27 protein-coding genes are annotated in these 26,961 nt (G+C 73.0%); 10 read left to right on the top strand and 17 right to left on the bottom strand.

The features are described from left to right. The 4 genes from ACIO5D_RS17485 to ACIO5D_RS17470 form a co-directional block, all read left to right on the top strand. Positions 1-821: ALF repeat-containing protein (locus ACIO5D_RS17485; protein WP_400796125.1), on the top strand; the 821-nt coding region annotated here is incomplete at its 5' end. A gap of 338 nt (positions 822-1,159) precedes the next feature. Continuing rightward, positions 1,160-1,738, top strand: a complete 579-nt coding sequence (locus tag ACIO5D_RS17480; protein WP_363607210.1) for an NADAR family protein — start codon at positions 1,160-1,162, stop codon at positions 1,736-1,738. Then, entirely contained in the window at positions 1,735-2,889 is a 1,155-nt protein-coding gene (locus ACIO5D_RS17475; protein ID WP_400796122.1) for a hypothetical protein, read from the top strand. Before ACIO5D_RS17480 ends, ACIO5D_RS17475 begins: the two co-directional genes overlap by 4 nt. Before the next feature lie 67 nt (positions 2,890-2,956). Further along, a complete protein-coding gene (locus tag ACIO5D_RS17470) occupies positions 2,957-4,270 on the top strand; it encodes a hypothetical protein (protein WP_400796120.1) in 1,314 nt (437 codons plus the stop codon). A gap of 78 nt (positions 4,271-4,348) precedes the next feature. Here ACIO5D_RS17470 and ACIO5D_RS17465 read toward each other — a convergent pair whose 3' ends face one another. Further along, positions 4,349-5,731, bottom strand: coding sequence for a glycine--tRNA ligase (locus tag ACIO5D_RS17465; RefSeq protein WP_363607215.1), 1,383 nt, complete (start codon positions 5,729-5,731; stop codon positions 4,349-4,351). 200 nt (positions 5,732-5,931) lie between these two features. On the opposite strand from ACIO5D_RS17465, the gene ACIO5D_RS17460 reads away from it, so the two are divergent. From ACIO5D_RS17460 to ACIO5D_RS17445, 4 genes are read left to right on the top strand one after another with little or no spacing between them, the layout of a single operon-like run. Continuing rightward, entirely contained in the window at positions 5,932-6,885 is a 954-nt protein-coding gene (locus tag ACIO5D_RS17460; RefSeq protein WP_400796119.1) for a metal ABC transporter substrate-binding protein, read from the top strand. 17 nt (positions 6,886-6,902) lie between these two features. Next, positions 6,903-7,667, top strand: coding sequence for a metal ABC transporter ATP-binding protein (locus ACIO5D_RS17455; RefSeq protein ID WP_363607219.1), 765 nt, complete (start codon positions 6,903-6,905; stop codon positions 7,665-7,667). Beyond that, on the top strand, positions 7,664-8,584 hold the full coding sequence (locus ACIO5D_RS17450; protein ID WP_400652024.1) for a metal ABC transporter permease: 921 nt from the start codon (positions 7,664-7,666) through the stop codon (positions 8,582-8,584). The genes ACIO5D_RS17455 and ACIO5D_RS17450 overlap by 4 nt, the downstream gene beginning before the upstream one ends. A gap of 35 nt (positions 8,585-8,619) precedes the next feature. Further along, entirely contained in the window at positions 8,620-9,030 is a 411-nt protein-coding gene (locus tag ACIO5D_RS17445) for a Fur family transcriptional regulator (RefSeq protein ID WP_363607222.1), read from the top strand. 58 nt (positions 9,031-9,088) lie between these two features. Here the strand turns inward: ACIO5D_RS17445 and ACIO5D_RS17440 are convergent, their stop codons facing one another. The 4 genes from ACIO5D_RS17440 to leuA all read right to left on the bottom strand — a co-directional run bounded on the left by ACIO5D_RS17440 (position 9,089) and on the right by leuA (position 13,672). Continuing rightward, entirely contained in the window at positions 9,089-9,949 is an 861-nt protein-coding gene (locus ACIO5D_RS17440) for an isoprenyl transferase (protein WP_400796117.1), read from the bottom strand. 4 nt (positions 9,950-9,953) lie between these two features. Beyond that, positions 9,954-10,700: a DNA repair protein RecO gene (recO, locus tag ACIO5D_RS17435; RefSeq protein ID WP_400652018.1), complete on the bottom strand. Its 747-nt coding sequence runs from the start codon at positions 10,698-10,700 to the stop codon at positions 9,954-9,956. A 231-nt stretch (positions 10,701-10,931) separates the two neighbouring features. Beyond that, positions 10,932-11,624 carry a TerB family tellurite resistance protein gene (locus tag ACIO5D_RS17430; RefSeq protein ID WP_363607226.1) on the bottom strand — a complete coding sequence of 231 codons (693 nt, stop codon included), beginning with the start codon at positions 11,622-11,624 and terminating at the stop codon, positions 10,932-10,934. A 251-nt stretch (positions 11,625-11,875) separates the two neighbouring features. Beyond that, the gene (leuA, locus tag ACIO5D_RS17425) at positions 11,876-13,672 is read right to left on the bottom strand and encodes a 2-isopropylmalate synthase (protein ID WP_363607228.1); all 1,797 of its coding nucleotides are present in this window, start codon (positions 13,670-13,672) and stop codon (positions 11,876-11,878) included. 327 nt (positions 13,673-13,999) lie between these two features. On the opposite strand from leuA, the gene ACIO5D_RS17420 reads away from it, so the two are divergent. Next, entirely contained in the window at positions 14,000-15,019 is a 1,020-nt protein-coding gene (locus ACIO5D_RS17420; protein WP_363607229.1) for a M4 family metallopeptidase, read from the top strand. 79 nt (positions 15,020-15,098) lie between these two features. Next, positions 15,099-15,365: a protealysin inhibitor emfourin gene (locus ACIO5D_RS17415; protein ID WP_400652013.1), complete on the top strand. Its 267-nt coding sequence runs from the start codon at positions 15,099-15,101 to the stop codon at positions 15,363-15,365. Positions 15,366-15,444: 79 nt separating this feature from the next. On the opposite strand, the gene era is transcribed toward ACIO5D_RS17415, so the two are convergent. The 12 genes from era to ACIO5D_RS17355 all read right to left on the bottom strand — a co-directional run bounded on the left by era (position 15,445) and on the right by ACIO5D_RS17355 (position 26,804). Then, positions 15,445-16,374, bottom strand: coding sequence for a GTPase Era (gene era, locus ACIO5D_RS17410; protein WP_363607233.1), 930 nt, complete (start codon positions 16,372-16,374; stop codon positions 15,445-15,447). Between the two features lie 61 nt (positions 16,375-16,435). Then, positions 16,436-16,597, bottom strand: coding sequence for a hypothetical protein (locus ACIO5D_RS17405; RefSeq protein ID WP_363607234.1), 162 nt, complete (start codon positions 16,595-16,597; stop codon positions 16,436-16,438). Positions 16,598-16,740: 143 nt separating this feature from the next. Next, a complete protein-coding gene (locus ACIO5D_RS17400; protein ID WP_363607236.1) occupies positions 16,741-17,094 on the bottom strand; it encodes a cytidine deaminase in 354 nt (117 codons plus the stop codon). A gap of 51 nt (positions 17,095-17,145) precedes the next feature. Then, a complete protein-coding gene (locus ACIO5D_RS17395; RefSeq protein WP_363607238.1) occupies positions 17,146-17,685 on the bottom strand; it encodes a DUF4383 domain-containing protein in 540 nt (179 codons plus the stop codon). 73 nt (positions 17,686-17,758) lie between these two features. After that, positions 17,759-17,995 (bottom strand): hypothetical protein, encoded by a 237-nt coding sequence (locus tag ACIO5D_RS17390; protein WP_363607239.1) that lies wholly within the window; start codon positions 17,993-17,995, stop codon positions 17,759-17,761. A gap of 32 nt (positions 17,996-18,027) precedes the next feature. Beyond that, positions 18,028-19,353: a hemolysin family protein gene (locus ACIO5D_RS17385; RefSeq protein ID WP_363607241.1), complete on the bottom strand. Its 1,326-nt coding sequence runs from the start codon at positions 19,351-19,353 to the stop codon at positions 18,028-18,030. Between the two features lie 19 nt (positions 19,354-19,372). After that, on the bottom strand, positions 19,373-19,867 hold the full coding sequence (gene ybeY, locus ACIO5D_RS17380; RefSeq protein ID WP_363439878.1) for an rRNA maturation RNase YbeY: 495 nt from the start codon (positions 19,865-19,867) through the stop codon (positions 19,373-19,375). A 14-nt stretch (positions 19,868-19,881) separates the two neighbouring features. Continuing rightward, complete coding sequence (locus ACIO5D_RS17375) at positions 19,882-20,901, bottom strand: PhoH family protein (RefSeq protein WP_363607251.1); 1,020 nt, start codon at positions 20,899-20,901, stop codon at positions 19,882-19,884. A 290-nt stretch (positions 20,902-21,191) separates the two neighbouring features. Then, positions 21,192-22,115 (bottom strand): ribonuclease Z, encoded by a 924-nt coding sequence (locus ACIO5D_RS17370; RefSeq protein ID WP_363607243.1) that lies wholly within the window; start codon positions 22,113-22,115, stop codon positions 21,192-21,194. A gap of 4 nt (positions 22,116-22,119) precedes the next feature. Continuing rightward, on the bottom strand, positions 22,120-22,473 hold the full coding sequence (locus tag ACIO5D_RS17365) for a histidine triad nucleotide-binding protein (protein WP_400757738.1): 354 nt from the start codon (positions 22,471-22,473) through the stop codon (positions 22,120-22,122). 216 nt (positions 22,474-22,689) lie between these two features. Beyond that, positions 22,690-25,938: a PDZ domain-containing protein gene (locus tag ACIO5D_RS17360; RefSeq protein ID WP_400796114.1), complete on the bottom strand. Its 3,249-nt coding sequence runs from the start codon at positions 25,936-25,938 to the stop codon at positions 22,690-22,692. A gap of 116 nt (positions 25,939-26,054) precedes the next feature. Then, complete coding sequence (locus ACIO5D_RS17355) at positions 26,055-26,804, bottom strand: 16S rRNA (uracil(1498)-N(3))-methyltransferase (protein WP_363607246.1); 750 nt, start codon at positions 26,802-26,804, stop codon at positions 26,055-26,057. Positions 26,805-26,961: the final 157 nt, after the last annotated feature.

Raw genomic sequence — 26,961 nt, 5'->3', positions numbered from 1 at the left:
CCGGACCCGGCGTTCGCGAAGCCGCCCAGAAGGCACTCGACGGCACCGCCGCCGACCTCCGCCACTTCCTGGAGGTCGAACTGGCGAAGCAGCGCCAGATCGACAACCGGGTGAAGGTCGCCCAGATCTTCAGCACCGGCGGCCCCGCCGTCCAGAAGGCAGCTCGCGCCGCACTCAACGGCACCTACGAGGACATCCTCAAGTTCCTCAAGGAGGGCCAGTACACGGCCCGCGCCGAGGACGACCGCGCCGAGGTGCAGCGGATCCTCGCCGACAAGGCGTCCGGACCCGGCGTTCGCGAAGCCGCCCAGAAGGCACTCGACGGCACCGCCGCCGACCTCCGCCACTTCCTGGAGGTCGAACTGGCGAAGCAGCGCGAGGACGACGACCGCGTGGAGGTCAGCAAGCTCATGAGCTCCGGCGGCCCCGCCGTCAAGAAGGCCGCCAACGCCGCACTCGACGGCACCTACGCCGACATCCTCAAGTTCCTCAAGGAGGGCCAGTACACGGCCCGCGCCGAGGACGAGGCCAACGCGGCGGCCGCCGCCAAGCCCACCCCGCCGGCCCAGACCCAGAACACCGGTACCGGGCAGGACCAGTCGACCGGCCAGGCCGTCCAGGCCGCCAACGTCGTGAGCACCACGGGCTCGGTGTCGGCTCCGGTCACCACCACCGGCACCACGGCCGCGACGTCCGGCCAGCTCGCCGCCACCGGCGTGGACGACGGGCTCGGCTGGGAGGCCGGCGGCGCCGCCGCGGCCGTCGCCGCGGGTGCGGCCCTGGTCGCCGCCTCCCGCCGTCGTCGCTCCGCCGAGAGCTGACGGCGACGCCTGCTCCGCTCCCAGCACGACCTGGTGCCCCGGCCGTTCGGCCGGGGCACCCTGCTTTGGGCGCCCGGCCGGTCCGACCGGTCGGCTACCCGGTGGCTGCCACGCCGTCGAGGCGCAGCCCGACGAGATCACCAGGTGCGCAGGGTCGGACAAGCCCGGCGCCCTACCGTGCATGAGCGGACGTCGGATCGCCGGCATCGATCAAATCGCCGTCAGCCACCGGTCGTGCGGGATACCGCCCTCGACCACAGCGGCCGCCCGACCGTCGCGTCCGACGGCCCCGGGTAAACCGCTGGTGCCTCCAGAACCCTTCATGTCAGGATGACGATATGACGAAGACCGAGATGGGGGACCCCTCCGGGACACGCAGCCGGGCCGAGCTGGCGGCGCTGGTCGCGGCCGGCGCCGAGCCGAAGTGGCTGCTGTTCTGGGGGCATCGGGCACAACGGGACGGGTCCGTCGGGGCGGGCGCGCTGAGTCAGTGGTGGCCGGGCGGGTTCACCGTGGACGGGGTGACCTACCCGACCGCCGAGCACTGGATGATGGCGGGGAAGGCCCGGATGTTCGAGGACGAGGCGATCGTGCCGAGGATCCTGGCCGCCCGCACGCCCGCCGAGGCGAAGAAGCTGGGGCGGCTGGTCAAGGGGTTCGACGAAGCCGCCTGGGTGGCCGGGCGGTTCGAGCTGGTGGTGGCGGGCAACGTCGCCAAGTTCGGGCAGGACGAGGCGCTCTGCGCGTATCTCCTCAGCACCCGGAAGCGGGTCCTGGTGGAGGCCAGCCCGGTGGACCGGGTCTGGGGCATCGGGCTCGCGGCGGACGACGAGCGGGCGCAGCGGCCGGCGGAGTGGCGCGGGGAGAACCTGCTCGGCTTCGCCCTGATGGAGGCCCGGGCCCGACTGGCGCGATGAGCGGGATCGCACCCGTGCTGGACGGCACGGTCCTGGTCTCGGTCGGCGCGGGACTGGCCGCCGCACCAAAGGTGTTGAGGCGCAAGGGGCGGCCCGGGCGTGGGGGCTTCGGGCCGGAGGCGGCGCTGGCCGTCGTGGTCGCCCTGATCTACCTCAACCAGGTGCTGTTCGCCGTGTACGTCCAGCGAGCGCACGGCGGGGACACCTCGTTCGTCGCCCGCCATCTGCCGCCGGGGTGGTTCGCCGTACCGCGCGGCAACCCGGTGATCGACTGGCTGGCGGCGCACACGCCCGCGCCGGAGCTGCTCGCGCCGTCCGTGCTGCGGGTGCAGGCCTTCCTCGAACTTCCGTTGGTGCTGCTGGCGTTCCTCACCGTGCTGCGCCGACTGGACCGGGGGCTGTACCGCAGGGTGGCCCGCTCGCCCCTCCCGGCGCTGGCGGCCGCGTCGTACACGGTGGCGTTCTGCGCGGTCGAATGGGACCTGCGCAACCCGTACACGGTGGACGACATCGCGCTCAGGGCGGTCTCGGCGGTCGTCACCCCGATCGCCCTCGCCGGGATCGCGGCGCGCGACGGGAAGGCGGAGGAACGGCCGGTCACCGCACGCGGGTTGCTCGTCTTCACGGTCGAGCTGTGGGCCATCGGCCACCTGATGCTGGTCCTGTACGACACCGCGCTGCTCTACAACCTGGCGCGGCTGGGCGAGCGGCTGCCGGGGGCGGCGTTCGCCCTGGCCGTGCTGGTCGCCACGGGGTACGCGGCGGGGCGTTCGCCCGGGGGCCCGGCCGGACCGGCTGTGACGGCGGTCGGCGACGCGCTGCGCGACGGGCTCACGCTGTTCCTCGTCCCCGCGCTCGCGATCCGGTACGCCGGGAGCTTCGGCACCCCGGAACTCGCCGCGGCCGCCGGGGGCGTGGTCCTCCTGGGTGCGGCGGCCGGTCTCCTGCGGCGGCACGGCCCGCGCGTCCTGCTCCGGCTGGTGCCCGCCGCCGCGGCCGGGGCGGTGGCCGGCGGCCTCGCCGTCCGGTGGGCGGTCGACCCCTACTACGAGGCGGCCCTCCTCCGGGGCGCGACCGCCGCGCTCCTCGTCACGATCGCCGTCTGTGCGCTCCTGGACGCCAGTCGCAAACCAGTGGACGCACTGCCGTAACGCGGCGGCCGCATACCGACGCCAGGATGACCCCCAGTCAGGGTCCAGATGACAAGGCGGGGCGACCATGCGGATTCGGCGGACGACAGAACCCACGGCTGCGGCCCAGGACGGGGAGGACGAGCAACAGGCGATCGAACTCCGCTCCGAACTGGACGAGTTGCTACGGGCGAGACAGTACGCCGGTCAGCGCGAACGGCGGCTGACCGAGGCGGTCCGGGCCGTCCCGGAGCGGCAGTACCCGGACCCGGAGCTGCTGCGGCAGCTCGCCCAGGCCCGGACGTTGCGCGAGGGGCTCGGCGCGCGCTGCCTGGAGCTGAGCGAGCAGCTCCAGGCGCTGGAGGACCGGCTGCGGCAACCCGCCCCCAGGCGACCCGCCCCCGGCCAGTCCGTTCCCCGGCAATCCGTTCCCGGGCAATCCGTTCCCGGGCAATCCGACACCCCGCTGCCCGGCCCGCAGCGACCAGACCCGCAACGACCGGAGCAGCACCCCGGCCCCCGGCACTCCATGCCCCGGCAGCCCATGGGGGCGCGCTTCGACGACGCGCACGCTCCCGCCACACCATCAGCGCCACCATCGGCACCGATCCCGCCGACACCGCCACCCCCGCCCGAACCGCCCCGCCGCCGCTCCCCCGCCGAACTCACCGCCCTCGCCGAGCGGATCACCGCCCTGCACCGCCGGGGCGCCACCGAGGAGTCGGCCGACCTGGTCGCCCAGGCCGCCGTCCTGCTGCCCCCGCCCGACACCACCCGGCTGGCCGGGCTGCTCGCCCGGGGCGGCCCGCCCGGCGCCTCCGTCCGGCTGGCCCGCGGCGCCGCCCGGGGCACCCCGGAGCAGGCCGTCGGCACCCTCGCCGAGCTGCGCCAGGCCGGGCTGGCCGAGGAGGCGGCCGAGCTGTTCCACGCCCTCTGGTCCTACCCGGCCGACGCCCTGCCCGCCCTGCTGGCCGCGCTGGAGCGCGCCGGGCAGCTCGCCGACGGCGCCACCCTGCTCTGGGAGTGGGGCTCCGCTCCCACCGCCGAGGTCGCCGCGCTGGCCGCCGCGCTGCAGGGGTCCGGCCGGTCCGCCGACGCCCGCACCCTGCTCCGCCAGGCCGCCGGCCGGCCCACCGCCGACCTCGCCGCGCTGGCGGTCTCGCTGGCCGGCCCCCTGCCCGCCGTCCTGCTGCGCGAGCTCGCGGCGGCGCGCCCGCCGGGCGAACTGGTCCGGCTCGCGGCCGCGCTGGACGGCCGCCCGGAGCTGTACGGCGAGCTGCTGGCCGCCCTGACCGCCGATGTGGACCGCCACCGGACCACCCTCGCCGCGCTCCGCACGGCCGGTCTGCCCACCACCCCCGCCGAACCGCGGCGCTTCCGCTGGGGCCGCCGCCACGGCTGAGCCCGCGGGGCCAGGCCGCCGCACGAGGAAGCCCCCGTCCGCCCGAGGGCGAACGGGGGCTCCCGGAGCCGACGGTCGTCAGCAGCCGATCAGGCGGGCGGCCAGGTAGGACTTCACCTGGTCGAGCGAGACGCGCTCCTGCGACATGGTGTCGCGCTCGCGCACGGTCACCGCGTTGTCCTCAAGGGTGTCGAAGTCGACGGTGACGCAGAACGGCGTGCCGATCTCGTCCTGGCGGCGGTAGCGCTTGCCGATCGCGCCCGCGTCGTCGAACTCGACGTTCCACGCGGTGCGCAGGTCGGCGGCCAGGCCGCGGGCCTTCGGCGAGAGGTCGGCGTTGCGCGACAGCGGCAGCACGGCCACCTTGACCGGGGCCAGCCGCGGGTCGAGCCGCATGCCGACGCGCTTCTCCAGGACGCCCTTGGCGTTCGGCGCCTCGTCCTCGAAGTAGGCGTCGAGCAGGAAGGCCAGCATGGCGCGGTTGAGGCCCGCCGCCGGCTCGATGACGTACGGGAAGTACCGCTCGCCGGACTCCTGGTCGAAGTACTTCAGGTCCTGGCCGGAGGCCTCGCTGTGCACCCGCAGGTCGTAGTCGGTGCGGTTGGCGAGGCCCTCCAGCTCGGAGAACTCCTGGCCGCCGAAGTTGAAGCGGTACTCGATGTCCACCGTGCGCTTGGCGTAGTGGGAGAGCTTCTCCTTCGGGTGCTCGAAGAAGCGCATGTTCTCGGTCCGCAGGCCGAGGTCGACGTACCAGTCCCAGCGCTGCTGGAGCCAGTACTCGTGCCACTGCTCGTCCTCGCCCGGCTTGACGAAGAACTCCATCTCCATCTGCTCGAACTCGCGGGTGCGGAAGATGAAGTTGCCGGGGGTGATCTCGTTGCGGAAGCTCTTGCCGGTCTGGGCGATGCCGAACGGCGGCTTCTTGCGCGAGGTGGTCTGGACGGCCTTGAAGTTGGTGAAGATGCCCTGGGCCGTCTCCGGGCGCAGGTACGCCAGGCTGCCGGCCTCCTCGGTGACGCCGAGGTGGGTCTTCAGCATGCCCGAGAACTCCTTGGGCTCGGTGAAGGAGCCCTTGGTGCCGCAGTCGGGGCAGTTGATGTCCTTGAGGCCGTTGGCCGGCAGGTGGCCGTGCTTGGCCTCGTACTTCTCCTCCAGGTGGTCGGCCCGGTGGCGCTTGTGGCAGGAGAGGCACTCGGTCAGCGGGTCGTTGAAGGTGGCGACGTGGCCGGATGCCTCCCAGACCTCACGGGCGAGGATCACCGAGGAGTCGAGTCCGACGACGTCCTCCCGAGCCTGGACCATCGCGCGCCACCACTGGCGCTTGATGTTCTCCTTCAGCTCGACACCCAGCGGTCCGTAGTCCCAGGCGGCACGCGTGCCGCCATAGATCTCGCTGCAGGGGTAGACGAAGCCACGGCGCTTGCTCAGGCTGACGATCGTCTCGATCTTGTCGGCGGCCACAGTGCTCTCTTCAGTACGACGGCACGGTCAGGGCACGGCTGGTTGCGCGTACCCGAATACCTCAGGTTACCGGCCGAACGGGTACCGGGTTCAACTCGGTATCGCCGTCCCGACCAGCGGCGCGCCGCGTCCGGCGGCCCGGGCGCTACGCCGCCCGAGTGAGTTGACAATCATTTCCACTGAAGATGAGAATGGTTGTCATGATGATCCGACGACATGCCCGCGGCTCCATAGCCCTGACGGCCACCGCCCTCTCCGCCGCCCTCCTGCTCACGGCCTGTGGCGGGAGCAGCAGCGCCAAGGGGACGGACGGCAAGCTGGATGTCGTCGCCTCCTTCTACCCGATGGAGTTCCTCGCCGCGCAGATCGGCGGCGAGCACGTCAAGGTCACCGATCTGACCGCGGCCGGCGTCGAGCCGCACGACCTGGAGCTCACCGCCAAGCAGGTCGGCGCCGTCCAGAAGGCCGACGCGATCGTCTACCTCAAGGGCCTCCAGCCCACCGTGGACCAGGCCGTCGACCAGTCCAAGGCCAAGCACGTGGTCGACGCCACCGCCGCCGCCCCGCTGGTCGACCACCACCTCGACGAGGACACCGAGGAGGCCGACGGCCACCACCACGAGGGCCCGGCCGGGGATCCGCACATCTGGCTCGACCCGACCCGCTACGCGGCGGTCGCCAAGAGCGTCGGCGCCGAGTTCGCCGAGGCCGACCCGGCGCACGCGGCCGACTACCAGAAGAACACCGACGAGCTGGTCGGCAGGCTGACCACCCTGGACCAGGAGTTCCGGGACGGCCTGAAGGACGCGAAGACCAGGACCTTCGTCACCAGCCACGCCGCCTTCGGCTACCTCGCCGAGCACTACGGCCTCACCCAGGTCGCCATCAACGGCGTGGACCCGGAGTCCGAGCCCACCCCGGCCCGGCTGGCCGAGGTGCAGAAGGCCGCCGGGGAGAACGGCGTCACCACGATCTTCTTCGAGACCCTGGTCAGCCCCAAGCTCGCCGAGACGGTGGCGAAGGACCTCGGACTCAAGACCGCCGTCCTGGACCCGCTGGAGGGCGTCAAGGACCCCTCGAAGGACGACTACCTGACGGTGATGCGGCAGAACCTCGCCAACCTGCGGGCCGCGCTCGGCACCACCACCGGCTGACGGGACGACAGCACGCCATGAACGACCCGATACCCCCGGCCGTCCGCCTCCGCGACGCCGTCGCCTCGCGCGGCGGCCGGCCCGTACTGCGCGGCATCGACCTCACGGTGCGGCCCGGCGAGGTGGTCGCCCTGCTCGGCGCCAACGGCTCCGGCAAGTCCACCACCGTCAAGACCGTGATCGGCTCCGTCCCGCTGGAGCGCGGCGACCTGGAGCTGTTCGGCACCCCGTTCGCCAGGTTCCGCGCCTGGCACCGGATCGGCTACGTGCCGCAGCGCACCACCGCCGCCTCCGGCGTCCCCGCCACCGTGCGCGAGGTGGTCTCCACCGGACGGCTGCCGCAGCACCGGCTGCTGCCGTTCCGCCGCCGGGACCGCGAGGCGGTGGACCGCGCGCTCACCGCCGTCGGCATGCTGGACCGGGCCGGCGACGGCGTCGCCGACCTCTCCGGCGGCCAGCAGCAGCGGGTGCTGATCGCCCGCGCCCTGGTCGGCACCCCCGACCTGCTGATCATGGACGAGCCGATGGCCGGGGTGGACGCCGCCAGCCAGCAGGTGCTCGCCGAGACGCTGCGCGCCGAGGTCGGCCGCGGCGCCGCCGTCCTGCTGGTCCTGCACGAACTCGGGCCGCTGGAGCCGCTGATCGACCGCGCGGTGGTGCTGCGCGACGGCTGCGTCGCACACGACGGCCCGCCGGTCCCGAACACCGGGCTGCACGCCCTGCCCGGCCACGACCACGTCCACCCGCACGCCGACCACACCCCGCCGAGGCTGCTCGCATGACCGAGATGCTCTCCTACGACTTCATGCAGCGCGCCCTGCTCGCCGCCGTCCTGGTCGGTGTCACCGCGCCCGCCGTCGGCATCTACCTGGTGCAGCGGCGGCAGGCGCTGATGGGTGACGGCATGGGCCACGTCGCGATGACCGGTGTCGGCCTCGGCTTCATCTTCCAGACCAGCCCGGTCTGGATGGCCGTGCTGGTCTGCGTGCTCGGCGCCGTCACCATGGAGCTGGTCCGCTCGCGCGGCAACCAGCGCGGCGACATCGCCCTGGCGATGCTCTTCTACGGCGGCATGGCCTGCGGCAAGCTGCTGGTCTCGATGTCCGCCCAGGCCGGCGCCGGCAGCCTGGAGAGCTACCTCTGGGGCTCCATCCTGACCGTCGCCCCCGCCGACCTCGCCACCATCGCGGCGCTCGGCGCCGTGGTCATCGCCGTCACCGTGGGCCTGCGCCGCCAGCTCTTCGCGATCTGCCAGGACGAGGACTTCGCGCGGGTGACCGGCGTCCCGGTGCGCTTCCTCAACCTGCTGCTCGCGGTGATGGCCGCGGTCACCGTCACCGTCGCCATGCGCGTGGTCGGGCTGCTGCTGGTCAGCGCCCTGATGGTGGTGCCGGTGGTGGCCGTCCAGCAGCTCACCCGCTCGTTCGCCGCCACCCAGGCCGCCTCGATCGGGCTCGGTGTGGTGGTCGCCCTGGCCGGCGTCACCGGCTCCTACCAGCTGGACGTCCCCTCGGGTCCGGCCATCGTGCTGCTCGCCATCGCGGTGTTCGCGGTGTTCAGCGTGATCGCCGCCCCGCTCGCCCGCCGCCGGCACCGGACCGCCGCCGACCGCGGGCCGGAGGTCTGCGACGTCCAACTGCCCGGGCCCGGTACGTCCGACGCGACCAGTCCTGACCGGGGGGCGGGGCTGGCACAATGAGGTGTTCGACGCCCACACCCCCAGGAGGACCCACGGTGACCACCGCAGGCCCGTCGCCGCGCGCCCGATCGACCCGGCAGCGTGCCGCCGTCTCGGCGGCCCTGGACGAGATCGAGGATTTCCGCAGCGCGCAGGAGCTCCACGACATGCTGAAGCACCGCGGTGACTCGGTCGGTCTGACCACGGTCTACCGCACCCTCCAGTCGCTCGCCGACGCGGGCGAGGTGGACGTGCTGCGCACCGCGGACGGCGAGGCGGTCTACCGGCGGTGCAGCAGCGGGCACCACCACCACCTGGTCTGCCGGCAGTGCGGCGCGACCGTCGAGGTCGAGGGGCCGGCCGTGGAGCGCTGGGCCAACTCGGTCGCCGCGGAGCACGGTTTCAGCGACATCGCGCACACCCTGGAGATCTTCGGCACCTGCTCGGAGTGCGCCAAGAAGATCTGATCCGCACCACGCCGAAGGGCCCGTGGGACACGTCCCACGGGCCCTTCGGCGTACCGCGTCAGCGCTGGGCGGGCAGCCCGGCGGCCGTCTCGTCGGCCGTTCCGTCGGCCGGGAGCTCGTTGGGCTGCGCGCCGCCGAAGCGGCGGTCGCGCATCGCGTACTGCTCGCAGGCCCGCCAGAGGTCGCGGCGGTCGAAGTCCGGCCAGAGCACGTCCTGGAACACGAACTCGGCGTACGCGGACTGCCAGAGCAGGAAGTTGGAGGTGCGCTGCTCGCCGCTGGGGCGCAGGAAGAGGTCCACGTCCGGCATGTCCGAGTGGTACATGTACTTGGCGAGGGTCTTCTCGTTGACCTTCTTCGGGTCCAGCTTCCCGGCCGCGACATCGGCCGCGATGGCCGCCGCGGCATCCGCGATCTCGGCCCGGCCGCCGTAGTTGACGCACATGTAGAGCGTCACGGCGTCGTTGTCCTTGGTCTGCTCCTCGGCGACCTGGAGCTCCTGGACGACGCTCTTCCACAGCTTGGGCATCCGGCCGGCCCAGCGGACCCGGACGCCCATCGCGTCCATCTCGTCGCGGCGGCGGTGGATGACGTCCCGGTTGAAGTTCATCAGGAACTTCACCTCGTCGGGCGAGCGCTTCCAGTTCTCGGTGGAGAACGCGTACAGCGAGATGTTCTTCACGCCCAGCTCGATCGCGCCCTTGAGCACGTCCAGCACCACGGACTCGCCGACCTTGTGGCCCTCGGTGCGCGGCAGCCCGCGCTCCTTGGCCCAGCGGCCGTTGCCGTCCATCACGATGGCGACGTGGCCCGGGACCAGCTCACCGGGGATCTTGGGGGGCTGGGCTCCACTGGGATGCGGGGTCGGGGGGAGGTAGTCCCTCTGCTTGCCGCCGCCGAAGAGCCGTCGCGCTGCCATGTGCTCACTTCTCCACGTATCTCATCGAGCGGATGCCCCGCTCCAGGTGCCACTGCAGATAGGCCGCGACCAGGCCGCTGCCCTCCCGCCAGTACCTCGGCTCGCAGGTGTCGGCCGTCTGCCAGTCCCCTGACAACAGCGCCCCGAGCAGTACCAGTGTCTCAGGGGAGGGTACGGCACATCCGGGGACCCGGCAGTCCCCGCAGAGCACGCCGCCCGCCTGGAGCGAGAAGAACCGGTTCGGGCCGTCCAGGCCGCACTTGGCACAGTCGGTGAAGCTCGCGCCGTAGCCGTTGACGGCCAGCGAGCGCAGCAGGAAGGCGTCCAGCACCAGGTGCGACTCGTGCAGCCCGGCGGCGAGCGTCCGCAGCCCCCCGACCAGCAGCAGATACTGCTGGACGGCCGGTTCGCCCTCGTTCTCGGCGAACCGTTCCGCCGTCTCCAGCATGGCCGTCCCGGCCGTGTAGCGGCCGTAGTCGGTGACGATCGAGCCGCCGTACGGGGCGATCGTCTCCACCTGGGTGCAGAGCGGCAACCCGCGGCCGATCAGCTCACTCCCCCGGCTGAAGAACTGGACGTCCACGTGCGAGAACGGCTCCAGCCGGGCGCCGAACTTGGACTTGGTCTTGCGCACCCCGCGCGCCACCGCGCGCACCTTGCCGTGCTGGCGGGTGAGCAGGGTGATGATCCGGTCGGCCTCGCCGAGCTTCTGGGCCCGCAACACCACGCCGTCGTCCCGGAACAGGCTCATGCCACGGCCTCGCCGCGGCCGTCGAACAGTGTGGACATCCCCCCATTGTCCCCCAGGAACGACGGCAGCCGTGTGCCCGCACCGCGGTCGTGGGGGGGTGACCGGTCGGTGCGGGACACGGCGGGCCCGGAGGGGGGTGGGCCCGGTTTGTGGGGGTCTGAGGGTGACTGGTGTCGAGGGTCTCGTCTTCGGGGTGCCGCACGTGCGGCGGCGCCGGGGCGGCGCCGGGCCCTAGTACGGAGCGCGGGTGGCCGCCTCCAGCAGCGCCCCGACGCGCGCCTGCGGCAGGTCGAGGCAGCGCCCGACCGCGGCCAGCGCGTCGCGCTCGTGCGGCAGGTAGCGCCCGTCGGCCAGGGCGATCGCCGCGCCCTGCAGCAGCAGCCGTTCCCGGCCCTGGTGGGCCAGGTACGGGGCGAGCGGTTCGAGCACCGCGTGCAGTTCCGCGGCCAGACCGCCGACCTCCCCCAGCCCCCGGCCGGGCGGTGCCCCCAGGTCGTGGGCCTCGGAGAGTTCGCCGCCGAGGCCGGAGAGCGCGGCGAGCGCGGCCAGCACCTGGGCCTCGCCGCAGTCCTCGAAGCCGGCCTCCCGGACGGCCGCACAGGCCGCCTCGCGGGCCGCCCGGTGCGCGGTGCCGCCGGCCGCCAGCAGGGCGAGCGCGATCGTGTACTGGGCGTCCCGCAGCATCCCGCCGAGCCGGACGCAGGTGGGCTGTTCGAGGCTCTCCACCCCGTACCGACCACGGCAGGAGGTGCACTGCACACTGCCGACGACCGGGCCGAGCGGGAGCACCGGTGTACCCAGCAGCCGCAGCCACCGCCGGCCGTGCTGCCGGCGGTAGTTGCGGTCCCCGCCGCAGCCTGGACAGAAGAAGTCACCGAGAACGTCGGTCCGCCACCGCGGGCGGACTCCCCACAACCCTGTCACGGCGCCACTCCCCAGACATGGCAGGCGGCCTGCTCAACAATGGGCAGGTCACGCGACCGGACACCGAGGCCGTCCCACCGACCCGGTTTTCCGGTGGATCGATGCTGCCATGGTTACCGGCACGTGTCAGTACCCCGAACGGCTTCCGTCACGAAAAAATGTGGTGCAGGACACAACCGCCCGCCGGAGCCCGGACCTCGACGGCGACGGGCCGCCCCGGAGGACGGCCCGTCGACTACCACTCGTACGAACTACCCGCGCTGCGCCCGGTTGACGGCGCTGATCATCGCCTTCAGCGAGGCCAGCACGGTGTTGCCGTCGATGCCCACGCCCCACAGCACCTTGCCGTCCACGGCGCACTCGACGTACGCGGCGGCCTGGGCGTCGCCGCCCTCGCTCAGCGCGTGCTCGGCGTAGTCCAGCACCCGTACGTCCACGCCGATCTGGGCCAGCGCGTCGGCGAAGGCGGAGACCGGGCCGTTGCCGGTACCGGTCAGGGTGACGGGCGCACCGTCCACCTGGGCCTCGGCGCTCAGCGCGTCCCGGCCGTCCTCGGTGGTCAGGCTGCGCGAGCCGCTCAGCGCGATCCGGCCCCACGGGTTGTCGGTGGTCGGCAGGTACTCGTCCTGGAAGACCGCCCAGATCGCGGCCGGGGTGACCTCGCCGCCCTCGGCGTCGGTCTTGGCCTGGATGATCCGGGAGAACTCGATCTGCATCCGGCGCGGCAGGTCCAGCTTGTGGTCGTTCTTCAGGACGTACGCCACCCCGCCCTTGCCGGACTGGCTGTTGACCCGGATGACCGCCTCGTAGGTGCGGCCGACGTCCTTCGGGTCGATCGGCAGGTACGGCACGCCCCAGGTGTGCTCCTCCACCGGCACGCCGGCCGCCCTGGCGTCCGCCTCCAGGGTGTCGAAGCCCTTCTTGATGGCGTCCTGGTGCGAGCCGGAGAAGGAGGTGTACACCAGGTCGCCGGCGTACGGGTGGCGCGGGTGCACCTCCATCTGGTTGCAGTACTCGGCGGTGCGGCGCACCTCGTCGATGTCGGAGAAGTCGATCTGCGGGTCGACGCCCTGGGAGAACAGGTTCATGCCCAGGGTGACCAGGTCGACGTTGCCGGTGCGCTCGCCCTGGCCGAACAGGCAGCCCTCGATGCGGTCGGCGCCCGCCATGTAGGCCAGTTCGGCGGAGGCGACGGCGGTGCCGCGGTCGTTGTGCGGGTGCACCGACAGGCAGACGTGCTCGCGGCGCGACAGGTTGCGCGACATCCACTCGAACTGGTCGGCCTGGACGTTCGGGGTGGCCCGCTCGATGGTGGCCGGCAGGTTCAGGATGATCTCGCGGCCCTCGCCGGGCTGCCAGACGTCCATGACCGCCTCGCAGACCTCCAGCGCGAAGTCCAGCTCGGTGTCGACGAAGATCTCCGGCGAGTACTGGTAGCCGAAGACGGTGTCGTCGCCCAGCAGCTTCTCCGCGTACTCCATCACCAGCCGGGTGCCGTCGGTGGCGATCGCCCTGGTGGCCGCCTTGTCGTTGCGGAACACCACCCGGCGGAAGAGCGGCGCGGTCGCGTTGTACAGGTGGACGGTCGCCCGGGGGGCGCCGACCAGCGACTCGACGGTCTTCTCGATCAGCTCCTCGCGGGCCTGCGTCAGCACCGAGATGGTGACGTCCTCGGGGATCGCCCCCTCCTCGATCAGCGAGCGGACGAAGGCGTGGTCGGTGGCGCCGGAGGACGGGAAGCCGACCTCGATCTCCTTGTAGCCCATCGCGACCAGCAGGTCGAACATCTTGCGCTTGCGGGCCGGGGACATCGGGTCGATCAGCGCCTGGTTGCCGTCCCGCAGGTCGGTGGAGAGCCAGCGCGGCGCCTTGGTGATCACCTTCGACGGCCAGGTGCGGTCCGGCAGGTCGACGGTGCCGAACGGCAGGTAGCGGCCGTGGCGCATGCCCGACGGCCGCTGGCGCGCGGTGGCGGCGGTGATCGGGGTCGGGCGGCCGGCGAAGGCGCGGGCGGCGGGGACGGACGCGGTGGAGTTCTGCTCGGTCATGGAGGTGACTCTCGGCTTCCTGTGGTGCGGGGCTGGTCGGGGTGGATGAACACCCGACTGGCCGGCCTGCTGCCGCTCGCGGCCCCTCGTCGGGCCGACCGATTCAACGCGCAGCACATCCCCGCGGCGAGGGAGCCGGCCCCAGTGGACTACAGGCCCTCGACGCGGCAGCTAAGAAGGAGCAGCCCGTTGCGCATGATGTTCTCCAGCGTAACCCAGGGCCGCGCGCCCCCGAAGCGAGCCCACCCACCTTTCCACCCCTTGAGACGGCGGGTATTTTCGTCCGCACCGGTGACAACACGTCACTGTTGCCTCACCCTTGGTCACATGACAGGTATAGCGCCGCTCTGCGCGATCGTGCCGCCGTACGTCCTGGACCGCCTCGCCGAGGACGGTCACGCCCCCGCCGCCCGCTCACTCGCCCTGGACGCCGTGCACCGCACGGCCCGCCTCACCGCCCTTCCGGCGCAACCCGGCCCGGCCCGCCTGGAGCGGGTGATCGCGGACGCCGGGCACGCCGAGCGACTGCCCGGCCGCACCGTCCGCCGGGAGGGCCAGAGCCCCGTCTCCGACCAGTCCGTCAACCACGCCTACGACGGCCTCGGCGCCACCTTCGCGCTGTACGCCGACGTCTACGGCCGCCGCTCGATCGACGACCAGGGCCTGCGCCTGGACGCCACCGTGCACTACGGCAGGGACTACGACAACGCCTTCTGGGACGGGCACCGGATGGTGTTCGGCGACGGCGACAACGTGATCTTCGGCGACTTCACCGCCTGCGTCGACGTGATCGGCCACGAACTCACCCACGGTGTCACCCAGTTCACCGCCGGCCTGGACTACCAGGACCAGCCCGGCGCGCTCAACGAGTCCGTCTCCGACGTGTTCGGCTCGCTGGTCAAGCAGTACGCGCTGCACCAGGACGCGGCCGCCGCGGACTGGCTGATCGGCGCCGGGCTGCTCGCGCCCGGTGTCCAGGGCGTGGCGCTGCGCTCGATGAGGGCGCCCGGCACCGCGTACGACGACCCCCGGCTCGGCAAGGACCCGCAGCCGGCCCACTTCCGCGACTACGTCCACACCGCCGGGGACAACGGCGGCGTGCACATCAACTCCGGCATCCCCAACCACGCCTTCTACCTGCTCGCCACCGCCCTCGGCGGCCCGGCCTGGGAGCGCGCCGGGCGGATCTGGTACGACACGCTGACCGGCGGGCACCTGCCCGCCGACGCCGACTTCGCCACCTTCGCCCGGGCCACCGTCGCGGCCGCCGCGAGCCGTTATCCCGACCACTCGGTGGCCGACACCGTGACGGCGGCCTGGGCGCAGGTCGGCATCAGCACGGGTTGAGCCGCGCTTAGGTTCTCCCTAAGGTCACGGTCCGGGAAAAGCCCGGCAAACGCCATCCCTGCGTAGCACCATGGACACCATGCGTATCCAGGTGACCCGGACCGGCGGCCTCGCGGGACACGTCCGCCGCGCGGAGCTCGACACCACCGAGCGTACGGACGCCCCGCACGTCCACGCGCTCGCCCGCGAGGCCGTCGCGGGCGGGCTGCGGTCGCCCTCGTACGGGGTGCCGGACGGCTTCCACTACGAGATCACCGTCGACGGCCGGACGGTGCACTGCGCCGACCCGAAACTCACCGAGTCGCAACGCGAGCTGGTCTCGCTGGTGCTGCGCGAGGGCGCGTAGCACCGGCGCGGCGACCATCGTTCCGCCATGCGAAGGGCCCGCCCGGACGGTGTCCGGACGGGCCCTCACGGCCGGTGGCTCAGAAGCCCAGCTTGCGCAGCTGCTTCGGGTCACGCTGCCAGTCCTTGGCCACCTTGACGTGCAGGTCCAGGTAGACGGGCGTGCCGAGCAGCGCCTCGATGTGCTTGCGGGCGGTGGTGCCGACGTGCTTGAGCCGCGAGCCCTTGGCGCCGATCACGATCGCCTTCTGGCTCTGCCGCTCGACGTAGACGTTGGCGTGGATGTCCAGCAGCGGGCGGTCCGCCGGGCGGTCCTCGCGCGGGAGCATCTCCTCGACCACCACGGCCAGCGAGTGCGGCAGTTCGTCCCGGACGCCCTCCAGCGCGGCCTCCCGGATCAGCTCGGCGACCATGATCTGCTCGGGCTCGTCGGTGAGGTCGCCGTCCGGGTAGAGCGGCATGCCCTCCGGGAGCAGCTTGGTGAGCAGGTCGGCGACCAGCTCCACCTGCTTGCCGCCGACCGCCGAGACCGGGATGATCTCGGCCCACTCGATGCCCAGCTCCTCGCCGAGCTGGTGGACGGCGATCAGCTGCTCGGCCAGGCGCTTGGAGTCGACCAGGTCGGTCTTGGTGACGATGGCCACCTTGGGGGTCTTCTTGATCTCGGCGAGTTCCTTGGCGATGAACTTGTCGCCGGGGCCGAGCTTCTGGTCGGCGGGGAGGCAGAAGCCGATCACGTCGACCTCGGCCCAGGTGCTGCGGACGAGGTCGTTGAGCCGCTCGCCGAGCAGGGTGCGGGGCTTGTGCAGGCCGGGCGTGTCGACCAGGATCAGCTGGGCGTCCGGGCGGTGCACGATGCCGCGAACGGTGTGCCGGGTGGTCTGCGGGCGGTCGGAGGTGATCGCGACCTTCGTCCCCACCAGGGCGTTGGTCAGGGTCGACTTGCCCGCGTTGGGCCGGCCGACGAAGCACGCGAAGCCGGAGCGGTACGAGGAGGAAGGGGCACTCATGTGCTCCATTCTCCCTGATCACCGGGACCGGAACGGACCGGCCGCCCCGCCGGGCCCGCGGTCAGCCCTTCCTGCCGCCGCGCAGCGAGGCCAATCCCATGATCAGCACGAGCGACAGGAACGCGACCGAGCCCCAGAGCCAGTACGGCGAGCCGGTCTCCTGCCACTTGCCCATCCCCATCACGCCCAGCAGCAGCCCCGCGAAGAACGCGAACGGACCCATCTCCCCAGCCCCCTCGGCACGACCCTCACCCCGACCCCGTCCCCGGTGAGATTATCCGCCGAATTTGGTGGGCCTTCGGCCGGTGCCACCGCTCATGCGAAAGGCGCCCGGGTCCCCACCCGGGCGCCTTTCGGCAACGCCGCTCAGCGGGCCTCGGCCGCCACCTTCAGCGCCCCGTCCAGCCCGGCCAGCAGCACCGGCGTCCCGGCGCCGCCGAGGTCCCGCACGGCGGCCAGGTCGGCCTCGGCGGGCTGCTCCGCCGCGCTCACCACGGCCGCCGCCTCCAGCGACTTCGCGCCGCTGGCCACCGCCATCGCCACCGCCGTCTGGAGCGCGCTGAGCCGCAGCGACTCCAGCGCCACCGTCCCGGCCACATAGGTGCGGCCGGTCTCGTCGCGCACCGCGGCCCCCTCCGGGACGCCGTTGCGGGCGCGGGCGGAGCGGGCCAGGGTGATGATCTTCTTGTCTTCGGGGTCGAGCTCGACGATGTCACTCATGCCGCCGAGCATAGGGCGTGGCCCCCGGCGGAAACCCGCCGCTCCCGGCCGTCAGTGGCCGATCGGGTTGGACGGCCCCGGCTTCATGACCTTGACGAAGGTCTTCGGCCCGGACGGCATCGGCTCCTCCTCGTCACTGCGCCGGCGCCAGTACGGGTTGTCGTGCGGCAGATGACTGCTGACCCTGCCGTACATGCCGAAGCTCAGCACGACCAGCCCGAAGATGAACGCGAACAGCACGTTGGACATGCGGAAGTTGAGGATGTTGGCCTCCGGCCGGCCGAGCACCGTCAGACCGTAGAAGCCGGAGAGCACGAAGAGCCCGCCGACCGCCATGTTCAGGTTGGAGGCGAAGTTCCCGCCGATCATCGCACCGGCGAGCAGGACGCCGCCCATCACGATGGAGAGGATGCTCAGCGCCCCGTTGGTCGACAGCCCGGCCACCTCGTTGCCGTGGGTGGACAGGAAGCCCGGATGGTTCAGCAGCCCGAGGATCCCGAACACGATCAGGAAGATCCCGCCGAGCCCCGCGCCGATCCGCCAGACCACGGCGAGCCGGTGGTCGACGGGCAGTTCGTCTTGCAGCTTCATGGTGACCTCCACCATGGGACGTCAGACGGCCGCACTCCACGCTACTCCGGTCCCGGAGCCGCGCACGGCGGGCCTAGCTGTACGGGTTTTCCCCCTGCATGTGCGGCACCTCGTGCATGTACAGCGAGCCGCACTGCTGGCAGCACCGCAGGCCGGTACCCCACTCCTCCTCCGGCCGCGTCTCGGCGTCGGTGTCCATCGTGCGGCCGCAGAGGGCCGTCGCGGGTTCGGCGGCCCGGACGACGTGCCAGGACCTCGCCCCGGCCGACCGCCCCTGCGGGCCGTACTCCGCACGCAGTAGATGAGTCATGACGCCATCGTCGCCCCGCTGCGGCACCCCCGCTACTCGCCGGCCTCCGGGGTGCCCTCGCCCGCCCCGCGGACCGGGATGGCGACCATGGAGCCGATGCGGTTGCGGCGCCCGGCCGAGCTCTCGGCGGTGAGCCTGATCGCGGTGAGGCCGGTGGCCGCGTCCTCGGGCAGCGGGATCTCGCAGGACGAGCCCGGGATCGGCACCCGGCCGAGGTGCTTGGCCAGCAGGCCGCCGACGGTCTCGACGTCCTCGTCCTCCAGCTCGATGCCGAACAGCTCGCCGAGGTCCTCGACCAGCAGGCGGGCGGTGATCCGGTACGAGCCGTCCCCGAGGTCCTCGACCGGCGCGATCTCCCGGTCGTACTCGTCGGTGATCTCGCCGACGATCTCCTCCAGGATGTCCTCGATGGTGACCAGCCCGGCCGTGCCGCCGTACTCGTCGATCACGATCGCCACGTGCGAGCGCCGCTGCTGCATCTCGCGCAGCAGGTCGGCGGCCGGCTTGGAGTCCGGGACGAAGACGGCCGGCCGCATCGCGTCGCCGACCTCCTCGGACTCGGCGTCCCGGTTGATGTGGGTGCGCCGCACGAGGTCCTTGAGGTAGACGATGCCGACCACGTCGTCCTCGTTGTCGCCGACCACCGGGATGCGCGAGAAGCCGGAGCGCAGCGCCAGGGTGAGCGCCTGCCGGACGGTCTTGTGCCGCTCGATCATCACCAGGTCGGTGCGCGGCACCATCACCTCGCGCACGATGGTGTCACCGAGCTCGAAGACGGAGTGCACCATCCGGCGCTCCTCGTCCTCGATCACGTCGTTCTTCTCGGCGAGGTCCACCAGCGCCCGCAGCTCCGCCTCGGAGGCGAACGGCCCCTCCCGGTACCCCTTGCCCGGGGTGAGCGCGTTGCCGAGCAGGATCAGCAGCCGCGGGATCGGGCCGAGGACGCCGGCCAGCGGCAGCAGCACGAAGGAGGCCGCGGTGGCGGTGGTCAGCGGGTGCTGGCGCCCGATCGTGCGCGGCGAGACGCCGACCGCCACGAAGGACACCAGCACCATCACACCGAACGCCAGCAGCACGGCCTGCCAGGTGGTCTCCAGGTTGCGCACGCAGACCACGGTGACCAGGACGGCCGCGGCCATCTCGCTGGCCACCCGGATCAGGGTGGCCAGGTTGAGGTAGCGGATCGGGTCGGAGGCCAGGGTCAGCAGCCGGGCCGAGCCGCGCCGCCCGGCCCGGACGGCCTCCTCGGCCCGGAACCGGGAGACCCGGGAGATGCCCGCCTCGGCGCACGCGGCCAGCCAGCCGAGAACGACGAGCAGCACGGCACCGATGATGAAGCTCGTACTCTCACCACTCACAGGGGTTCGGGCTCCCCGCTCAGTGGGTGGTGGGGGCCGGCGAGATGCCGCCGAGGCCGCGGCCCGCCCGCCAGTCGTCCAGGATCCGCTTCTGGAGGGCGAACATCTCCTCCTCCTCCTCGGGTTCCTCGTGGTCGTAACCGAGGACGTGCAGCACCCCGTGGACGGTGAGCAGCTGCAGCTCCTCGTCCATCGAGTGCTTGGACGGGGCTGCCTTGCCCTGCTGCTCGGCGACCTCGGGGCAGAGCACGATGTCGCCGAGCAGGCCCTGCGGCAGCTCCTCGCCCTCCTTGCCGGGGCGCAGCTCGTCCATGGGGAAGGACATCACATCGGTGGGGCCCGGGAGATCCATCCACTGGATGTGCAGCTCCTCCATCGCCGCACCGTCCACCAGGATCACGGACAGTTCGGACTGCGGGTGGATCCGCATCTTGTCCAGTGCGTAGCGGGCGACGTCGAGGATGGCTTCCTCGTCAGCGTCCCAACCGGACTCGTTGGCGATGTCGATCGACATGACGGGCTGGTTACTCAGCTTTCGGTGCGATGGGACTGTCGGGGTGCGCGTGAGCCGCGCCGCTGGGTGGGCTTGCGGGGGGCCGACGGAACGTTCTCGTCGGTCTCCTGCCGGGCGTCCCAGCGCTCGTACGCGTCCACGATCCGGCCGACCAGCTTGTGGCGGACCACGTCGGTGCTGGTGAGGACGGAGAAGTGGATGTCGGGCACGTCGGCCAGGATCTCCTGGACGACCTTGAGGCCGCTGCGGGTGCCGCCCGGGAGGTCGATCTGGCTGGTGTCGCCGGTGACCACCACCCGGGAGTTGAACCCGAGGCGGGTGAGGAACATCTTCATCTGCTCGGGCGAGGTGTTCTGGGCCTCGTCGAGGATGATGAAGGCGTCGTTGAGGGTACGGCCGCGCATGTAGGCGAGCGGGGCGACCTCGATCGTCCCGGCGGCCATCAGGCGGGGGATGGAGTCCGGGTCCATCATGTCGTGCAGCGCGTCGTAGAGCGGGCGCAGGTACGGGTCGATCTTCTCGAAGAGGGTGCCGGGCAGGAAGCCCAGCCGCTCCCCCGCCTCGACGGCCGGGCGGGTCAGGATGATCCGGTTGACCTCCTTGGCCTGGAGGGCCTGGACGGCCTTGGCCATCGCGAGGTAGGTCTTGCCGGTACCGGCCGGGCCGAGGCCGAAAACGATGGTGTGCCGGTCGATCGCCTCGACGTAACGCTGCTGGTTGAGGGTCTTGGGGCGGATGGTGCGGCCGCGGTTGGACAGGATGTTCGCGGTGAACACCTGGGACGGCGCCGGGCTGTCCGGATTGTCCACGGCGCTCCGGAGCATGGCGATGGAACGCTCCACCGAGTCCTCCGTCAGGGGCTGGCCGGTGCGCAGCACCAGCATCATCTCGCTGAAGAGCTGCTGGACGAGGGCGACCTCGGCGCGCTCCCCGGTGGCGGTCACCTCGTTGCCGCGGACGTGGATGTCGGCGGCGGGGAAGCCCCGCTCGATCACGCGCAGCAGCGAGTCCGCGGTGCCGAGCAGGGTGACCATCGGATGCTTCTCGGGGATGACGATCCGGGCGCTGGTGCGGTCGTCGTCGGCCGGTTCGGGGCGCGACAGTCCGTTCGTACGGGTCTGCGATGTGTCACTCATAGGTCGGCGCTGGGGCCTGCCTCATCCCATCCGTGTCTCGTGGTGCCGCTCGGTCTCTCCGGGGCACCAGGGTACGCCGCGAGCGTGATCGCTGCGGCGGGCGGCGGGGCCGCACGCGTCGATGCTGCGGCAGATCGGGGGACGGCGCGAGCGGTTTTCCGGCCGGGCCCGGGCCCGCTCGCGTCCGGTCACGGCCGGCGTCTGGCCGGTACGGGTACCCGGGTGAGGTCCTCGGCGAGCACCACGGTGCCGTCGAAGTGCTTGCGGGCGTCGGCGAGATGCTGTCCGAGGTCGGGGTAGCGCTGCGAGAAGTGGGTCAGGACGAGGGTCTGGACCCCGGCCTCGGCGGCGACCTTGGCGGCCTGGCCCGCGGTGAGATGGCCGTGGTCCTCGGCGAGCCGGGTGTCGGCGTCGGTGAAGGTCGACTCGATGACCAGCAGGTCGGCGCCCTCGGCGAGTTCGTGGACGCCCTCGCAGAGCCGGGTGTCCATCACGAAGGCGAACCGCTGCCCGGGCCGGGGTTCGCTGACCTGGTCCAGGGTGATCCGCCGGCCGTCCGCCTCGATCACGCCGTGGTGCTGGAGCCGGCCGACGTCCGGGCCGGCGATGCCGAAGGCGGCGAGCCGCTCGGGGACGAGCCGGCGGCCGTCGGGCTCGGTGAGCCGGTAGCCGAAGGACTCGACGGGGTGCGAGAGCCGGACGGCGTCCAGCGCGAAGCGGGCACCGGGCGCGGGCAGCGGGCCGGACTCCTCGATCGGGCGGGGGCGCAGCACGGCCGTCTCGTGGAAGGCGGTGGAGTACCGCAGCCGCTCGAAGTAGACCTCGCCGGAGGCCGGGAAGTAGACGTCCACCGGGTGCGGGACGCGGTCCAGGTTGATCCGCTGGATGACCCCGGCGAGGCCCAGGCTGTGGTCGCCGTGGAAGTGCGTGACGGCGATCCGGGTGAGCTGGGTGGCGGAGACCCCGGCGTGCAGCATCTGGCGCTGGGTGCCCTCGCCGGGGTCGAACAGCAGGCCCTCGCCGTCCCAGCGCAGCAGGTAGCCGTTGTGGTTGCGGTGCCGGGTGGGCACCTGGCTAGCGGTGCCGAGGACGACGAGTTCGCGCTGCGACACGTCGTCAGACCATGCGCTCGGTCATCGGCTTGCCGCCGAGCACGTGGACGTGGGCGTGGAAGACGGTCTGGCCCGCGCCCGCACCGGTGTTGAAGATCAGCCGGTAGTCCTCGATGCCCTCCTCCCTGGCCACCTCGCCGGCCTCGGCGAGCAGTTCACCGGCGATCTCCGGCTCGGCGGCGGCCAGGGCGGCGGCGTTCGGGTAGTGGACGTGCGGGATGACCAGGACGTGGGTCGGGGCCTTCGGGCTGATGTCCCGGAAGGCGAGGGTGCGCTCGGTCTTGCGCACCATGGTGGCCGGGATCTCGCCCGCCACGATCTTGCAGAACAGGCAGTCGGGCTGCGGCTCGCCGGCCATCGGGGTCTCCTCGTGTTCGCAGGTCGGGGCTTGCGGTGTCGGGGTTTGCGGTGTCGGGGCGTCCGCCGCCGACGGGTGCGCCGCCGGGGCGTTCGCCGTCCGGGCGTACGGCCGCATGCTAGCCGAGCCGCCCGGTCGCCTGCTGGTAGTCCTGCGGCCGCACCGCCCCCGGCGGGGGACCGACCGGGCCGGTCCCCCGCCGGAGCCGCCCGGCGGTCACTCCCAGGGCAGCGGCGGCGCGGTCCTCGCCGGGGTCTCGGCCAGCGCGGCCAGGGCGATCCGCACGCCCTCGGCCAGCTGCGGGTCCTCCCCCGCCGCCCACTGGTGCGGGGCGATCGGCACCTCGACGTCCGGGTCGACCCCGTGGTTCTCCACGCCCCAGCCGTAACCCTCCGTCCAGAACGCGTACTTGGGCTGGGTCACCAGGGTGCCGTCGACCAGGCTGTACTGGCTGTCGATGCCGATCACACCGCCCCAGGTCCGGGTGCCGACCACCGGACCGAGCCCGAGCGCCTGGATGGCGGCGTTGACGACATCGCCGTCCGAACCGGAGAACTCGTTGGCCAGCGCCACGATCGGTCCGCGCGGGGCGTCACCCGGGTACGGCACCGGGCTGGCGATGTCCCGGGCGACGTCCCAGCCGACGATCCGGCGGGCCAGCTTCTCGATCACCAGCTGTGAGGTGTGGCCGCCGCGGTTCTCCCGGATGTCGACGATCACGCCCTCCTTGGCCATCTCCGACCGCAGATCGCGGTGGATCTGGGCCCAGCCGGCGCTCTGCATGTCGGGGATGTGCAGATAGCCGAGCCGCCCGCCGGACAGCTCGCGCACCGCGGCCCGCCGCCCGGCCACCCAGTCGTGGTAGCGCAGCGGCTCCTCGTCGGCGAGCGGGACGATCACCGGGTGGCGCTGGTCGGTGCCGTCCTTGCCCGCCACGGTGAGCTCGACCGGCTGCCCGGCGGTGCCGGCCAGCAGCGGTGCGGGCCCGGTGACCGCGTCCACCGGGCGGCCGTTGACGGCCAGGACGGCGTCCCCCGGGCGGACGGCGGCGCCCGGCGCGGCCAGCGGCGAGCGGGCCCGCGGGTCGGAGGACTCGCCGGGCAGGATGCGGGCGATCCGCCAGACGTCCCCGTCCTTGACCAGGTCGGCGCCCAGCTGCCCCTGCCAGCGGGCGGCTTCGGCGTGGATGCCGCGCGGCAGGACGTAGGCGTGCGAGGTGCCCAGTTCGCCGTGCACCTCCCAGAGCAGGTCCACCAGGTCGTCGTGCGAACCGAGCCGGTCCAGCAGCGGCCGGTAGCGCTCCAGCACGCCGGCCCAGTCGACCCCGCCGAGGTCCGGACGCCAGAAGTTGTCCCGCATCAGGCGGCCGTTCTCCTCGTACATCTGCCGCCACTCGGCCGCCGGATCGACGGTCACCCGCAGCCGGGCGAGGTCGACGCCGATCTCGTCGTCCTCGCCGGACGCCTTGTGGTCGGCGGGCAGGATCCGCAGCTCGCCCTCGTCCAGGACGGCCAGCCGGGTGCCGTCGCCGCTGACCTCGAACGAGTCGAGGCCGTCCACCAGCTGCTCGGCGCGGCGCTTGCGGAAGTCGAACCGCTCCAGCGTGGGGCGCGGCCGCTCGTCCTCCAGCGAAGCCGCCTCGTCGCCGAGTTCACCGATCAGCGGGACCCTGGTCCAGAGCACGCCGTCCTTGGCGGCCTTCAGGTCGCCGAACCGGCCGCCCTCGACCGGGAAGGGCACGATCCGGTCGGCGATGCCGTCCAGGTCGACCCGGGTGGCGGGCGGTGCGTCGGCGGCGCCCTCCTCGCCGTCCGCCTTCTTTCCCTTGGGCTCCTCCTCCTCGCCGCCGACCGGGCGGCCGGCCCGCTGCGGCCCGAACGGCGACGGTGTGTCGGCGGCCAGCGTGACCAGGTACGGGCGGCAGCCGTTCGGGAAGGACAGGTCGAAGGCGTGCGAGTCGTAGACCGGGTCGAAGCTGCGCACCGAGAGGAACGCCAGGTGCTTCCCGTCGGCGGTGAAGGCCGGCGAGGTGTCGACGAACCGCTGCTGGGTGACCTCGCCGACCGTCCGGGTGGCCAGGTTGGCCAGCGCGATCTGCCGCAGCGACCACGACCCCAGGCCGGGGACCGGCCGGGACCAGGCCAGCCAGGCCGAGTCCGGGCTGAACACCAGCCCGCTGACCTCGCCGTCCCGGCTGTGGGCCAGCTCGTGCACGGTGCCGTCGGCGAGCGTGACCAGCAGCACCCGGCCGTCGTGCGCGGCGACCGCCGCCTGCTTGCCGTCCGGCGAGACCTCCAGCCCGAGCACCCGGCCCAGCCGCCCGGCGGCCAGCCTGCGGCGCTCGGTGCCCAGTACCGCCGGGGCGTACTCGAGGGCGTCCTCGCCCTCGGCGTCCGTCACCCAGAGCACGCCCTGCCCGCCGTCCTCGCCCGGCACCACCCGGGCCAGCCGGCCGCGGACCCCGGGCGTCTCGGCCAGCACCCGGGCCGGGCCCTCGCGGTGGGTCAGCCAGTGCACGCTGCCGCGCACCACCACGGCGCCGGCCCGGCCGGTGCGGTCCGGGGCGGCGCTCTCCAGCCAGTGCGCGGCCGCCACCGGGCGGGGGCGGCGGCCGGCCCGCGGCCCGGCCAGCCGGATGTCCAGGCGGCGCGGCTCGGCGCCTTCGAGGTCGTCCAGCAGCCAGAGGTCGCCCGCGCTGTGCCAGACCACCCGGCTGCCGTCGGTGGCGGCGCCGCGCGCGTAGAAGCCGTCCGGGGAGGTGGTGTGGCGGCGCAGGTCGCCGCCGTCCGGAAGGCTGGAGTACAGCGCTCCGACGCCCTCGTGGTCGGAGAGGAAGGCGATCCGGGAGCCGTCCGGCCCGCCGCCCCAGAGCGGGGACTCGATGTGCCCGTCCAGGGCCTCGTGCACCCGGGCGAACTCGTCCCGGCCGATCCAGAGCTTGCCGACCCGGCCGCCCCGGTACCGCTTCCACCAGGCGGGCTCCGCGCCGAACGCCGAGACCAGCAGCGTCCGCTCCCCGCCCGGCTCCTGGGCCAGGCCGCCGATCGGCCCGTACGGCAGCCGGACCGGCTCGCCGCCGTCCAGCGGCACCGCGTGCGCCCAGGTGCGGCGCAGGGTGGCCTGCCCGGCGGTGGTGGTGGCGACCGGGCGGCCGTCGGCCGTCCAGCCCTGGACCTGGGTCTGGCCGCTGCCCCAGTACGTCAGCCGGCGCGACGGGCCGCCGTCCACCGGCGCGACGTGCACCTCGGGCGCGCCGTCCCGGGTGGAGGTGAAGGCGATGTGCCGCCCGTCCGGGGAGAACCGCGGCCGGCGGACCGGAACGTGATCGGCCGTCAGCCGCCAGGCCCGGCCGCCGTCCAGCGGGGCCAGCCAGACGTCGTTCTCGGCGACGAAGGTGATCAGGTCACCGTGCAGATGAGGGTGGCGCAGGTACGCGCCCGCTGGGGTGCTCCGAGGTTCGCTCACGCGGTCAGCCTAGGCACCGACCCTGGCATCGCGCCCCGGTTTTTACGGACCACGACCCGCCGCGACCCACCGGGTCCGCCACGACCCTCCGCGACCCGCCCGGCGGATCCCGCCGGTCAGCCCCAGCGGCCGCTGCGGCCGAGCAGCAGGGCCCCGGCGGCGACCCCGGCGGTGGAGGTGCGCAGCACCGACGGGCCGAGCCGGTAGGGCGCGGCCCCGGCCTCGGCGAAGGCGGCCAGCTCCTCCGGCGAGACGCCGCCCTCGGGGCCGACCACCAGCACGATGTCCCCGGCGGCGGGCAGCGCGGCCGCGGCCAGCGGCTGGGCGCCCTCCTCGTGCAGCACGGCGGCGAGCGCGGCGCCGGCCAGGACGGGGGCCAGCTGCCGGGTGGTCATCGGGTCGCGGACCTCGGGGAAGCGCAGCCGGCGGGACTGCTTGCCGGCCTCCCGGGCGGTGGCCCGCCACTTGGCGAGCGCCTTGGCGCCGCGGTCGCCCTTCCACTGGGTGATGCAGCGGGAGGCGGCCCACGGGATCACCACGTCGACACCGACCTCGGTCATGGTCTCCACCGCCAGCTCGCCGCGGTCGCCCTTGGGCAGCGCCTGGACGACGACGATCCGCGGCGCCGGCTCGGGCTCCCGGCGGACGGCGGCCACGGTCACCTCGATGGCGTCCTTGCCGTGCACCGCCGCGACGGTGCCGTCCACGCCGAGCCCCAGCCCGTCCGCGAGCGTCACCGCCTCCCCCGGCTCCAGCCGCTTCACGGCGGCGGCGTGCCGCCCCTCGGGACCGTCCAGCCGGACCACCGCACCGGGCACGGCGGCGGCGATCCGCTCGGTCTCGACGACGAACACGGGCGCGGTCATGGGGCTTTCCCTCCGGGACTGGTACGGGGCCGGCGGACGGCCGGCGCGGGAGACCCCGCGCGGGCCGGCGGCCGCGAACGGGGCGCGGGGGGGGGGGGGGGGGGCCCGGCGCGGGGGGCGGGCCCCCCCCCCCCCCCCGCGGGGGGGGGGGAGAGAC

The organism is Kitasatospora sp. NPDC087315, from assembly GCF_044744345.1.
Classification (GTDB): domain Bacteria; phylum Actinomycetota; class Actinomycetes; order Streptomycetales; family Streptomycetaceae; genus Kitasatospora.
The sequence above is the reverse complement of the archived record's forward strand: the minus strand, read 5'-3'. Positions and strand labels throughout refer to the sequence as shown.

Excerpts from the sequence above, each read along its gene's own strand:
- ACIO5D_RS17480 (WP_363607210.1), top strand. The coding sequence starts at position 1,160 with ATGACGAAGACCGAGATGGGGGACCCCTCCGGGACACGCAGCCGGGCC.
- ACIO5D_RS17475 (WP_400796122.1), top strand. The coding sequence starts at position 1,735 with ATGAGCGGGATCGCACCCGTGCTGGACGGCACGGTCCTGGTCTCGGTC.
- ACIO5D_RS17470 (WP_400796120.1), top strand. The coding sequence starts at position 2,957 with ATGCGGATTCGGCGGACGACAGAACCCACGGCTGCGGCCCAGGACGGG.
- ACIO5D_RS17460 (WP_400796119.1), top strand. The coding sequence starts at position 5,932 with ATGATGATCCGACGACATGCCCGCGGCTCCATAGCCCTGACGGCCACC.
- ACIO5D_RS17455 (WP_363607219.1), top strand. The coding sequence starts at position 6,903 with ATGAACGACCCGATACCCCCGGCCGTCCGCCTCCGCGACGCCGTCGCC.
- ACIO5D_RS17450 (WP_400652024.1), top strand. The coding sequence starts at position 7,664 with ATGACCGAGATGCTCTCCTACGACTTCATGCAGCGCGCCCTGCTCGCC.
- ACIO5D_RS17440 (WP_400796117.1), bottom strand. The coding sequence starts at position 9,949 with ATGGCAGCGCGACGGCTCTTCGGCGGCGGCAAGCAGAGGGACTACCTC.
- recO (WP_400652018.1), bottom strand. The coding sequence starts at position 10,700 with ATGAGCCTGTTCCGGGACGACGGCGTGGTGTTGCGGGCCCAGAAGCTC.
- leuA (WP_363607228.1), bottom strand. The coding sequence starts at position 13,672 with ATGACCGAGCAGAACTCCACCGCGTCCGTCCCCGCCGCCCGCGCCTTC.
- ACIO5D_RS17420 (WP_363607229.1), top strand. The coding sequence starts at position 14,000 with ATGACAGGTATAGCGCCGCTCTGCGCGATCGTGCCGCCGTACGTCCTG.
- ACIO5D_RS17415 (WP_400652013.1), top strand. The coding sequence starts at position 15,099 with ATGCGTATCCAGGTGACCCGGACCGGCGGCCTCGCGGGACACGTCCGC.
- era (WP_363607233.1), bottom strand. The coding sequence starts at position 16,374 with ATGAGTGCCCCTTCCTCCTCGTACCGCTCCGGCTTCGCGTGCTTCGTC.
- ACIO5D_RS17405 (WP_363607234.1), bottom strand. The coding sequence starts at position 16,597 with ATGGGTCCGTTCGCGTTCTTCGCGGGGCTGCTGCTGGGCGTGATGGGG.
- ACIO5D_RS17400 (WP_363607236.1), bottom strand. The coding sequence starts at position 17,094 with ATGAGTGACATCGTCGAGCTCGACCCCGAAGACAAGAAGATCATCACC.
- ACIO5D_RS17395 (WP_363607238.1), bottom strand. The coding sequence starts at position 17,685 with ATGAAGCTGCAAGACGAACTGCCCGTCGACCACCGGCTCGCCGTGGTC.
- ACIO5D_RS17390 (WP_363607239.1), bottom strand. The coding sequence starts at position 17,995 with ATGACTCATCTACTGCGTGCGGAGTACGGCCCGCAGGGGCGGTCGGCC.
- ybeY (WP_363439878.1), bottom strand. The coding sequence starts at position 19,867 with ATGTCGATCGACATCGCCAACGAGTCCGGTTGGGACGCTGACGAGGAA.
- ACIO5D_RS17375 (WP_363607251.1), bottom strand. The coding sequence starts at position 20,901 with ATGGTCACCCTGCTCGGCACCGCGGACTCGCTGCTGCGCGTGATCGAG.
- ACIO5D_RS17365 (WP_400757738.1), bottom strand. The coding sequence starts at position 22,473 with ATGGCCGGCGAGCCGCAGCCCGACTGCCTGTTCTGCAAGATCGTGGCG.
- ACIO5D_RS17355 (WP_363607246.1), bottom strand. The coding sequence starts at position 26,804 with ATGACCGCGCCCGTGTTCGTCGTCGAGACCGAGCGGATCGCCGCCGCC.